The following is a 9,061-nucleotide window of genomic DNA, read 5'->3' as shown; positions in this document are numbered from 1 at the left end:
CTCCAGGGCTGTGGGTTGGGCGGGGCGGGTTGGTGTGGGGGGGTCTAGGGGGGGGGCTCCCGCGCGGGCGGGCCCGCCCCCCCCCCCGACACGATGCTCAGCATGCGCACGGCCATCGCCGTCAACGCGCTCGGCCTGCCCGCCGCGGCCGTGCCCGTCGGCGTCGCCGACGGGCTGCCCCAGGTCGTGCAGGTCATCGGCCCGCGCTACCGCGAGGACCTGTGCCTGGACGCCGCGGCGGACCTGGAGGACCGGCTCGGGATCCTCACGCCCGTCGACCCGCGACAGCCCTGACAGCGCTCCGAGTGCCGACCGGCGCGGCAGTCAGGCACTTCGGCCCATGACGACGACGGCGGCACGGCCCGACCCTGGGCTGATGACGATGTCTGCCGGGCCGCGTGCGGGCGTCCGTCCGGGGGGGCACTGCCGGTTCGACCTGTCCGTCGCGATCGGTCGCCGACCGGCGGACGTCTACGCGTTCCTCGCCGACGTCCAGGACGCCGAACCCGTCCCGCGCCGGGCCGCCGTCCGGATGGTCAAGGACCCACCCGGTCCGACCCGGGTGGGCACGGTGTGGCACGAGGCGGTCCGGTTCGCCCCGGGCCTGTGGCTGCACGTCGACAGCGTCGTGACCGAGGTGCAGCCGCCGCACCGCCTCGGCATGGACGCCCGCAGCCTGTGGTTCACCGCTCACCTGACCTACGAGATCGCACCGACCGAGGACGGGAGCGTGCTGCGCCAGCGGGAGGAACTGGTGCCGCGTCGGCTGCTGCGGCCGTTCCGGAGGGCCATCGAGCAGCGGTTGCGGCCACGGCTGCGGCAGCGGCTCGACGACATCAAGAACGTCCTCGAGGAGCAGCAGGAGCCGACGGCGCGGTGAACACGCGTCCGCTGCCCCGTCACCCGCGAGGGCCGAGCCCCGGATCGGCGGTCGGGCATTCCAGCCGGTGCCGCAGGTCGGCGCCGAAGCGGGTGGCCGGCGCCCCGTCGACGACGTTGTGGTCGATCGTCACGGTGAGGTCGAGCACGTCGCGGACCACCACGGCCTCGCCCACCGCCCGCGGGCGGCGGCTGATCCCGCCGACGACCACGACGAGCGAGGCGAGGGTCGGCGGGGCGATGGCGAAGCCGCCTCCGCCGGCGTACATCCCGACCGCGGTGACCTGCACCGTCCCGGTCAGCTCCCGGGCGCGCACCGACCGTCCCATCACCACGTACATCGCCGGGAACAGACCCGGGACACGGCCGGCGAGCGCGGCGAACCGCTGCAGTGCCCGGCCGGTCGGCGTCGTCATGAGGTCCGCCTTGACGCCCCGCAGCTCCGCGCTGATGCCGGCGACGTGGCGGACGTCGGCGTCCCGGACGACGTGCACGAGCCCGAACGGCCCCTGGGGGTCGGCACCTCGACCAGGGTCTGCACGTCCACGTGGCGGTGTCGGACCAGCCGCCCGCGCCAGTCGCGGTAGGCGTGTACCTCCGGGCGGGCAGCGACCGCCCGGGCCACGGTGGCGACGACGAGCGCGGTCATCGACAGCGGCGGATCGGCGGTGGCGAGCAGCCGCCGCGCCTCGGTCACGTCCACCTCGAGCAGACCGTGCATCGGCATGATGCGCCGGCCCGCCCGCACGGCTGCGGTCACGGCCCGCCGGCTCGACGGGAAGCGCAACACCTCCCGGTCTCGCGGACGCGCGGGACCGGCCCCGTCCCGGTGACGGCGCTGTCGGAGCCGGTCACCGCGCCACGGCTCCTGTCGTGGCCGGCCGGCGCGTCTCCGCCCGCTCCTTGATGCCCAGCAGCATGCCGCGCTCCATCACGCTGCTCAGCGACCAGAACGCCGCGGCCGCCCGTGCGAGCAGGCCCGACGACGGAGGCGTGCAGTGGCGGCTGATCAGGCGGGTCCGCTCGGCGCCCGCCGCCTCCAGCACCAGCGACCAGGTGCCCGCGCGCGGGTTCTCCGGAGGTCGCTGCTCCAGGACGAGGACGTGTTCCGGGTCGACGGCGGCGACGCGCCAGGCCTGGCCGGGGATCCGCCCGAGGTACCGCTCGGGGGTGAGCCAGATGCGGTCGCCGACGGCCAGGTGCTGCAGGTCGGGGGCGACGCGGTCGAGGTCGTGGATGTCGGCGCCGAGCAGGTTCTCCAGCCAGGTGTAGGTGTAGAAGCCGGCCCGGCCACGGCCGATCTGCACGATCCAGGGCCACACCTGCGCCACGGGGGCGTCGATGGTCACCGCGGTGGTCACGGTGGCCCGGCCGCCGGGGACCAGCTCGTCGCCGGGCAACCGCCGGCGCACCTCGTCGGGAGTGGCCCCCCAGTGGGCGAGCCTGCGCGCGACGGCGACCGCGCACGAGCCTGCGGCGCCGACCAGAGCGGTTCCGATCACGGTCGCGGACATCGCTGCCCCTCCTACCGGCGGCAGGCTCTCCGCCGGGAGCCTGCCCCGCGGGGCTCGCGGAGGTCAGGGTCGTCGGACCCGTCGATCCGAGCCGGTCGTCGGCTCGTGCCGCAGTGGGACCGTCGATGCGCTGCGCGGGCCGAGGATCCGACCGCCATCCCCGTCACCGCGCACCTGTGGTGACGTCGCCGGGTGGTGGCGTCAGGACCCGCCGCCTCCTCAGCCGTGCCCCGACGAGCCGGCGGCGATGATGGCCGTTTCCGTGTCGATCGCCGACCGGACGGCCTTGCCCACCCAGTCGCCCTCGGCGATCCGCTCGGCGTTCTCGTTCAGTTCCCGCTTGGAGAGCCCGACGGACTCCGGAGCCACGGCCTCGTGCACGGCCTTCAGCGCGAGCAGGAGGGAGGCGAGCGCTCGGGTCCTGGCGTCCGTGGTCCCGCCGTCGCGCAGGGCCGCGGCGAGGCCGGTTCGGACCGCCGTCTCGTGGCCGGTGTGCTCCGCGGGCCACCGGTGGGTCGGGAAGATGCCGAGGATCCGGCCCTCCTCCGCTCGCAGCAGGCCGGCTGCGGTGAGCCGCTCGTACAGCCGCACCCGTGCCTGCTTGCCGAGTGCGGCCAGCACGTTCTGGGGCTTCTCGCCCTCCCTGTGGCCGACCGTGGCCAGGGCGTCGTCGAGCACGCGGTCCCCGGTGGGGTGGACGTCCCGGACGATCAGGCGGCCTTCTCGCACCCGCTCGTCGGGGCCGGCGATGTCGACGCGCTGCGCGAGTGCCAGCTCGGCCAGCAACGCCCCGCCGAGCGCCGTGTTCGTGTTCGTGCTGTCCGCAGCCGGCTTCCCGGTGTCGTCGGCGGTGAGGAGGAGCAGGAGGTCCTCGGCGATGAGCATGTGTCGACCGTCGGTGACTCGCGACGAGGGCGACACGGTCGTCCGGCCACTTCCCGACGAGGCCATCGGCCCGGACGCATCCCGTGCGAGCTGCTGAGCGGACACGTCCCCTGTCAGCCCGGCCGCGGACGTGGTAGACGAGACCCGGTCGGTCACCGTCCCGCTGCTGACGCCGTACCCCGCTGCGCGCGTCCCGCAGCCCGGCGGCCAGTGGCCCAGCAGGGTTCGAACGCCTCACCGTGGGCGCTGCCCGGATGGTGTGGCCGCCGTCGGCCGCGCCGCAGAGGCGACCTCGGTGGCGATGCCGGCGGCCCACGCCTCGATCGCCGGCCAGTCCCGGTGATCGAGGCGTGGCCTGCCGCCCACCAGCCGCCACGACAGCCGGCCCCAGACCGGCGCGCCGGACAGCACCACGATCCCGCCGAACACCCGGTGGTCCCGCGGCGCGAAGCCCGCGGGGAGGGTCCGCTCGATCCGCGCGCGCTCGCGGGCGACCAGCCTCCGGGTGAGCGGATCCCGTGGCTCCGAGCCCCCCACGCTGAACACCCACACCGGTGCGGCTGCGCCGCTGGCCCTGCCCAGGAACGACGTCGCCGCCGGCAGCCAGGCCATGTCGTGCACCGCACTGCCGACGACCAGGGCATCGAAGCCGTGGGGATCGACATCCGGCCCGGCCGGCCGGCAGACCACCTGCGCGTCGGCGAGCCCGCGGCCGCGCAGGTCGCTCCTGATGCGGTCCGCGATGCGCTCGGCGATCCCGCGGGTCGAACCGGTCGCGGAGGCGTAGCAGACGAGGACACGCGTGGCGGCGGCCATGACGCCGATGCTGGTCTCCGGTGACCGGTGGGCGCAGGGCCCGACGGTCACCGGAGGCCCAGTCCCCAGCAGCCGGTCAGGACCGCGAGGATCACGAGGGTCGCCGCCGCCCACCGCCGGTGAGCTCCTGCGGGACGACCTGCGCCGCGCGGCCGGACGCTGCGCCGCGTGCTGCGCGCAGCGGCCCACCCTCGGGACCGTGCTGCTCGCACCGGCCGGCCGGATGGCCGACCGGCCCGCGGGACCGGCACGGGGACGCCACGTCCGAGGGGCGCCCGGTGGGCGTCCCGGAGTGGGCCCGGGACGCCCGCGGGGCGGATCAGACGGTCTCGGGCACCCGGAGATGGGCGACGACGAGGTCCATCTCGGCGACGTCGAGGATGTCGATGCCCATCGTGTCGACGGCGCCCTCGCGGATCGTCCGGGCCGCGTCCCGTGTCCCCTCGAGGTGTGCGCGGTCCGCGAACACGACCGTGCCGACGGCGCGGCCGCTGTCCCGGTCGACGAGCAGGCTGAGGCTGCAGAAGCCGGGCAGCTCCTGGATCCGCGGCATCAGGGTGGTGCGGTACATCTCGAGGATCTGGTCGACCCGGGCCGGCTCGCCGCGACTCCAGGTGACCCGTGCGCAGGCGCCGTCCCCGGCGTTGTGCTCGCGGTGCAGGACGGCGATCTCCCACTCCTGTATCTCGAGGTCCTCGCCCGTCCCGAAGCGCTCCCTCATGTGCTCGCGCATCGGGTGCACGCGCTCGGCGGTGGCCCGCATCGCCTCCTGGTCCTCCCACGCCGACGTCGCGATGCACCGGCCGGACTCCCGGTCGCACAGCATCGACAGGCCGACGCAGCCGTCCATGTCCTGCAGGGCCGGCCACACCTCGTCGCGTACGTACGCGATCGCCTCGTCGAGCGAGCCGGGGTTGGCGCGGATGGTGGTGGATCGGGCGTACATGCCGCCCCCCTCTCGGACCGGCGGCGGTGCCCCTGCGGCATCGCCGCGCGGTCGAGCGTCCTCCCGCGCCCGACGGCGGACAAGGGCCCCGGCGGCGGTCCCCGGCGGCGCGCCGGGCCCCGGCCCTCCGGCCGGAGGACCGGGGCGGGTGCCTCAGGTGTTGTCCGACCGGCCGGTCAGTGCGTCGCGGAGCCGGTCCACCATCCCGACGCCGGGTCCCACCGTCTTGTGGAACAGCGCGCTGTGCGGCGCCGAGGGGTGCGGGCGGGTGGGCGCGGCCTTCTTCGCCGCCTCCACCTTCCGGCCGATCTCCACGAGCTGGTCCGGGCTCAGCCGGGCGCGCAGCGCGGGGAACTGCTCGGTCTCCTCGTCGGTGACGTGGTGGCGCAGCAGCTGCTCGAGGCGGCCGAGGGTCTCCAGGAACCGGGGGTCGGCGGAGTCGACGTCCTCGAGTTCCTTCATCACCTCCACCAGCTGCTGGTGCTCCTGGATGTCGTCCTGCACCGCGGCCTCCCCGTCGGGGAGGTGCTCGCGCACGGCCGGGTAGACGAACATCTCCTCGGCGACCGAGTGCCGCATCAGCTCGGCGATCACGGTGTCGGCCATGTCCCGCCGCTCGGCCGGGTCGGCGGCGGGGATGCGGCCGACCAGGTCGAGGACCTCGTGGTGGTCGCTGGTCAGGATCTCGACGACGTCCTGGTTGCTCGTACTCGCGGTCATCGGGCTGCCTCCGGGCCGGAGCGCTGCCGGGCGGCTGCTCACCCGGTACCGCGGTCCTACCCGGGTGGCACTGCCCACACCCCCGGCAGCGGTCCGGGAGAGGCGTGTACGGTGGGTCCTACCGACGCGGGGTGGAGCAGCTCGGTAGCTCGCTGGGCTCATAACCCAGAGGTCGCAGGTTCGAATCCTGCCCCCGCTACCACGGCACGAGGGCCCTGGAGCGTCTGCTCCGGGGCCCTCGTCGCGTCCCGGGGTCGTCGGCGGGAACAGGGCGGACGCCGGCCGGGTTGCGGAACGGCATGGAGCCGACCGTGCAGGACGCCCCCGAGTCCGAGCGCTACGAGATCCGCGACGGCGACCGCCTGCTGGGGCTGGCCGCCTACTCCCGCCGGGGTGCGCAGGTGGTCTTCACCCACACCGAGATCGACCCCGACGCCGAGGGGTCCGGGCTGGGCGGCCGGCTCGTCCGGGCGGCCCTGGACGACGTCCGGTCGCGCGGGGAGACGGTGGTGCCGCGCTGCTCGTTCGTCCGCGGCTGGATCGAGCGCCACCCCGAGTACGGCGACCTGGTGGACCGCGGCGACGCCTGACTCGCGGGCGGCCGGACGGCCGCGGATCCGGACGCGTGGGTGTGTTGCCTGTCACAGGGCGTCCTCTCTAGGTTGACGGTCACTGCTGACCGTTCGACGAGGAGGTCGTCCGTGAGCGTCGAGGCCCCGATCCCGCAGGCAGCGTCCGGTGCGGAGGTCGCCGACCTCACCGACGTCGACCTCGCCGACGTCGACCTGTCCGACCGGGACTGGTGGACCCGCCCGCCGGCCGAGCGGCACGCGGCCCTGGACCGGCTCCGCCGGGAGCGTCCCTTCGCCTTCTTCGCCGAGCCCGACCTCCCCGGCATCCCCGCCGGCCCGGGCTACCACGCGGTCACCCGCTACGCCGACCTCGAGGCGATCAGCTCGCAGCCGGCGGTGTTCTGCTCCGGCCAGGGCGCGGTGTCGATGCAGGACGTCCCGGCCGAGCTCCACGAGTTCTACGGCTCGCTGATCAGCATGGACGACCCGCGGCACGCCAAGATCCGCCGGATCGTCTCGAAGACGTTCACCCCGCGGATGCTCGAGCGGACCCTGGACTCGGTGCGCGCCGTCGTCGACGACGTGCTGGCGCGGGCCCGGGCGACGGCCGAGGCCAACGACGGCGTCATCGACGTCGTCGCCGACATCGCCGCCCCCATCCCGCTGCGGGTCATCTGCGACATGATGGGCGTCCCCGAGGCCGACCGGCCGGCCGTGCTGGCCAACTCGAACGTCGTCCTGTCCGGCGGCGACCCCGAGCTGATCGAGAACGACGACCCGCTCACCGCCTTCCTCACCGCCGGCATGGAGATGGCCGCGCTGATGGAGCGGCTGGCCGCCGAGCGGGTCGCCGAGCCCCGCGACGACCTCACCACCGCGCTGGTCACCACCGAGGTCGACGGCGAGCGGCTGTCCCACCAGGAGATCGCCTCGTTCTTCATCCTGCTGCTGGTGGCCGGCAACGAGACCACCCGCAACGCCATCTCCCAGGGCCTGCTGACGCTGTCGGAGTGGCCGCAGGAGCGGGCGCGGTGGGCCGCTGACCCGTCGCTGGACCGCGCCGCCGTCGAGGAGGTCGTGCGCTGGGTCAGCCCGGTCACCTGGATGCGCCGCACCGCCACGCAGGACGGCGAGGTCGGCGGCCACCGCTTCACCGCCGGGGAGAAGTTCCTGCTGTTCTACGCGGCGGCCAACCGCGATCCCGAGGTCTTCGCCGACCCGCAGCGCTTCGACGTCGGCCGCGACCCCAACCCGCACGTCGGGTTCGGCTCGAAGGGCCCGCACTTCTGCCTCGGCGCGCACCTGGCCCGCCGCGAGCTCCAGGTGACCTTCCGCGCGATCTTCGACCAGCTGCCCGACCTCGAGGTCACCGGCCCGCCCGACCGGCTGGCGTCCTCGTTCGTCAACGGCCTCAAGCGGCTGCCGGCCCGGCTCGGCGGGACCCGCTGATGCGGGTCACCGCGGACCGCGAGCTGTGCGTGGGCTCGGGGCAGTGCGAGCTGCTCGCCCCGGACGCCTTCGAGGTCGACGACGACGGCGCGGTGCGGGTGCTGCAGGAGATCCCGGACGACGCGGACGCCGCGCGGGACGCCGTGCAGCAGTGCCCGACCGGGGCGCTGTCGATCGCCGGCTGAGCGCCCTCAGGCGGAGAGCGCGGCCCCGGCGCCCGGCGCCGTGAGGTCGGCGGCCAGCCGGTCGAGCGGGACGTCGAGCGCGCGGGCCAGCGCGGCGACGGTGAAGAACGCCGGGGTGGGCACCCGCCCGGACTCGATCTTCCGCAGCGCCTCCAGGCTCACCCCGGAGGCGGCGGAGACCTCGGCGGGGGAGCGGTCCCCGCGCGCGGCCCGCAGCAGGGCGCCCAGCCGGCGGCCGCGCTCGCGCTCCTCGGGGCTCAGCGGCGGTCGCACCATGGCGTGATAGTAATACCGGGATACCAATCCCGGGAGGACCCAGATGATCGAGCTGCGCACGCCGGGCGAGCTGGAGGCCATGCGGGCCGCCGGGGCCGTGGTGGCCGACGTGCTCGCCGCCGTCCGCGCCGCGGCCGCCCCTGGCGTCCGGCTGACCCAGCTGGACGGGGTGGCCCGCGACGTCCTGGCCGACGCCGGCGCCACCTCGCCGTTCCTCGGCTACGCCCCGCACGCGACCACCCCGCCGTTCCCGGGCGTGGTCTGCCTGTCGGTCAACGACGTCGCCCTGCACGGCATCCCGACCACCCGGGAGCTCGAGGACGGCGACCTGCTGAGCGTCGACGCCGGCGCCACCCTGGACGGCTGGGTCGGCGACTCGGCGACCACCTTCCCGGTCGGCACCGCGCGGCCCGAGGACCTCGCGCTGGTGGCGACCGCCGAGCGCGCGCTGGCGGCGGGGATCGCGGCGGCGGTGGTCGGCAACCGGGTGGGCGACGTCTCGGCGGCGATCGGGGCGGTCGGCCGGGCCGGCGGCTGCGGCATCAACACCGACCAGGGCGGGCACGGCGTCGGCCGCACCATGCACGAGGCGCCGCACGTGCCCAACGAGGGCCGGGCTGGCCGCGGCGTGCCGCTGCGCGCCGGGCTGGTGATCGCGATCGAGCCGTGGTTCCTCGCCGGCGGCAGCGACGACTACCGGGTGGACGCCGACGGCTGGACGCTGCGCAGCGCCGACGGCAGCCGCGCCGCGCACGTCGAGCACACGGTCGCGGTCACCGGGGACGGCCCGAGGATCCTCACCGCGCCCCGGTGAGGATG

At 75.3% G+C, this 9,061-nt stretch carries 13 protein-coding genes and 1 tRNA gene; 7 read left to right on the top strand and 7 right to left on the bottom strand.

Going from position 1 to position 9,061, the window contains the following annotated elements; all coding sequences use genetic code 11:
* Positions 1-102 precede the first annotated feature (102 nt).
* Positions 103-294, top strand: a complete 192-nt coding sequence (locus ACI79L_RS15905; protein ID WP_456937721.1) for a hypothetical protein — start codon at positions 103-105, stop codon at positions 292-294.
* An 82-nt stretch (positions 295-376) separates the two neighbouring features.
* Positions 377-880 (top strand): SRPBCC family protein, encoded by a 504-nt coding sequence (locus ACI79L_RS15900; protein ID WP_456937720.1) that lies wholly within the window; start codon positions 377-379, stop codon positions 878-880.
* Positions 881-899: 19 nt separating this feature from the next.
* Here the strand turns inward: ACI79L_RS15900 and ACI79L_RS15895 are convergent, their stop codons facing one another.
* The 6 genes from ACI79L_RS15895 to ACI79L_RS15870 all read right to left on the bottom strand — a co-directional run bounded on the left by ACI79L_RS15895 (position 900) and on the right by ACI79L_RS15870 (position 5,760).
* Entirely contained in the window at positions 900-1,373 is a 474-nt protein-coding gene (locus tag ACI79L_RS15895; protein WP_456937719.1) for a 2-oxo acid dehydrogenase subunit E2, read from the bottom strand.
* Positions 1,374-1,730: 357 nt separating this feature from the next.
* Entirely contained in the window at positions 1,731-2,393 is a 663-nt protein-coding gene (locus ACI79L_RS15890; RefSeq protein ID WP_456937718.1) for a hypothetical protein, read from the bottom strand.
* Between the two features lie 219 nt (positions 2,394-2,612).
* Positions 2,613-3,434 carry a GOLPH3/VPS74 family protein gene (locus ACI79L_RS15885; protein ID WP_456937717.1) on the bottom strand — a complete coding sequence of 274 codons (822 nt, stop codon included), beginning with the start codon at positions 3,432-3,434 and terminating at the stop codon, positions 2,613-2,615.
* A gap of 78 nt (positions 3,435-3,512) precedes the next feature.
* Positions 3,513-4,094, bottom strand: coding sequence for a flavodoxin domain-containing protein (locus ACI79L_RS15880; RefSeq protein WP_456937716.1), 582 nt, complete (start codon positions 4,092-4,094; stop codon positions 3,513-3,515).
* 319 nt (positions 4,095-4,413) lie between these two features.
* Complete coding sequence (locus ACI79L_RS15875) at positions 4,414-5,040, bottom strand: antibiotic biosynthesis monooxygenase (RefSeq protein WP_456937715.1); 627 nt, start codon at positions 5,038-5,040, stop codon at positions 4,414-4,416.
* A 153-nt stretch (positions 5,041-5,193) separates the two neighbouring features.
* Complete coding sequence (locus ACI79L_RS15870; RefSeq protein WP_456937714.1) at positions 5,194-5,760, bottom strand: hemerythrin domain-containing protein; 567 nt, start codon at positions 5,758-5,760, stop codon at positions 5,194-5,196.
* 125 nt (positions 5,761-5,885) lie between these two features.
* On the opposite strand from ACI79L_RS15870, the gene ACI79L_RS15865 reads away from it, so the two are divergent.
* The 4 genes from ACI79L_RS15865 to ACI79L_RS15850 all read left to right on the top strand — a co-directional run bounded on the left by ACI79L_RS15865 (position 5,886) and on the right by ACI79L_RS15850 (position 7,966).
* Positions 5,886-5,962, top strand: a tRNA-Met gene (locus tag ACI79L_RS15865).
* A 97-nt stretch (positions 5,963-6,059) separates the two neighbouring features.
* The gene (locus tag ACI79L_RS15860) at positions 6,060-6,350 is read left to right on the top strand and encodes a GNAT family N-acetyltransferase (RefSeq protein ID WP_456929256.1); all 291 of its coding nucleotides are present in this window, start codon (positions 6,060-6,062) and stop codon (positions 6,348-6,350) included.
* 111 nt (positions 6,351-6,461) lie between these two features.
* On the top strand, positions 6,462-7,781 hold the full coding sequence (locus ACI79L_RS15855; RefSeq protein ID WP_456937713.1) for a cytochrome P450: 1,320 nt from the start codon (positions 6,462-6,464) through the stop codon (positions 7,779-7,781).
* The gene (locus ACI79L_RS15850) at positions 7,781-7,966 is read left to right on the top strand and encodes a ferredoxin (RefSeq protein ID WP_456937712.1); all 186 of its coding nucleotides are present in this window, start codon (positions 7,781-7,783) and stop codon (positions 7,964-7,966) included. Before ACI79L_RS15855 ends, ACI79L_RS15850 begins: the two co-directional genes overlap by 1 nt.
* Positions 7,967-7,972: 6 nt before the next feature.
* Here the strand turns inward: ACI79L_RS15850 and ACI79L_RS15845 are convergent, their stop codons facing one another.
* Positions 7,973-8,242: a helix-turn-helix domain-containing protein gene (locus ACI79L_RS15845; protein WP_456929259.1), complete on the bottom strand. Its 270-nt coding sequence runs from the start codon at positions 8,240-8,242 to the stop codon at positions 7,973-7,975.
* Positions 8,243-8,285: 43 nt separating this feature from the next.
* Here ACI79L_RS15845 and map point away from each other — a divergent pair, with 43 nt between their 5' ends.
* The gene (gene map / locus ACI79L_RS15840; RefSeq protein ID WP_456937711.1) at positions 8,286-9,056 is read left to right on the top strand and encodes a type I methionyl aminopeptidase; all 771 of its coding nucleotides are present in this window, start codon (positions 8,286-8,288) and stop codon (positions 9,054-9,056) included.
* The last annotated feature ends 5 nt before the right edge of the window (positions 9,057-9,061 follow it).

This window comes from Geodermatophilus sp. SYSU D00684 (assembly GCF_054050455.1).
Note: the sequence above shows the minus strand (reverse complement) of the source record. Positions and strands in the feature narration are given on the sequence as shown.

Bases quoted from the DNA above. Each gene is read 5' to 3' on its own strand.
- ACI79L_RS15850 (WP_456937712.1), top strand. From the start codon at position 7,781: ATGCGGGTCACCGCGGACCGCGAGCTGTGCGTGGGCTCGGGGCAGTGC.
- ACI79L_RS15890 (WP_456937718.1), bottom strand. From the start codon at position 2,393: ATGTCCGCGACCGTGATCGGAACCGCTCTGGTCGGCGCCGCAGGCTCG.
- ACI79L_RS15900 (WP_456937720.1), top strand. From the start codon at position 377: ATGACGATGTCTGCCGGGCCGCGTGCGGGCGTCCGTCCGGGGGGGCAC.
- ACI79L_RS15845 (WP_456929259.1), bottom strand. From the start codon at position 8,242: ATGGTGCGACCGCCGCTGAGCCCCGAGGAGCGCGAGCGCGGCCGCCGG.
- ACI79L_RS15880 (WP_456937716.1), bottom strand. From the start codon at position 4,094: ATGGCCGCCGCCACGCGTGTCCTCGTCTGCTACGCCTCCGCGACCGGT.
- ACI79L_RS15905 (WP_456937721.1), top strand. From the start codon at position 103: ATGCGCACGGCCATCGCCGTCAACGCGCTCGGCCTGCCCGCCGCGGCC.
- ACI79L_RS15870 (WP_456937714.1), bottom strand. From the start codon at position 5,760: ATGACCGCGAGTACGAGCAACCAGGACGTCGTCGAGATCCTGACCAGC.
- ACI79L_RS15875 (WP_456937715.1), bottom strand. From the start codon at position 5,040: ATGTACGCCCGATCCACCACCATCCGCGCCAACCCCGGCTCGCTCGAC.
- ACI79L_RS15860 (WP_456929256.1), top strand. From the start codon at position 6,060: ATGGAGCCGACCGTGCAGGACGCCCCCGAGTCCGAGCGCTACGAGATC.
- map (WP_456937711.1), top strand. From the start codon at position 8,286: ATGATCGAGCTGCGCACGCCGGGCGAGCTGGAGGCCATGCGGGCCGCC.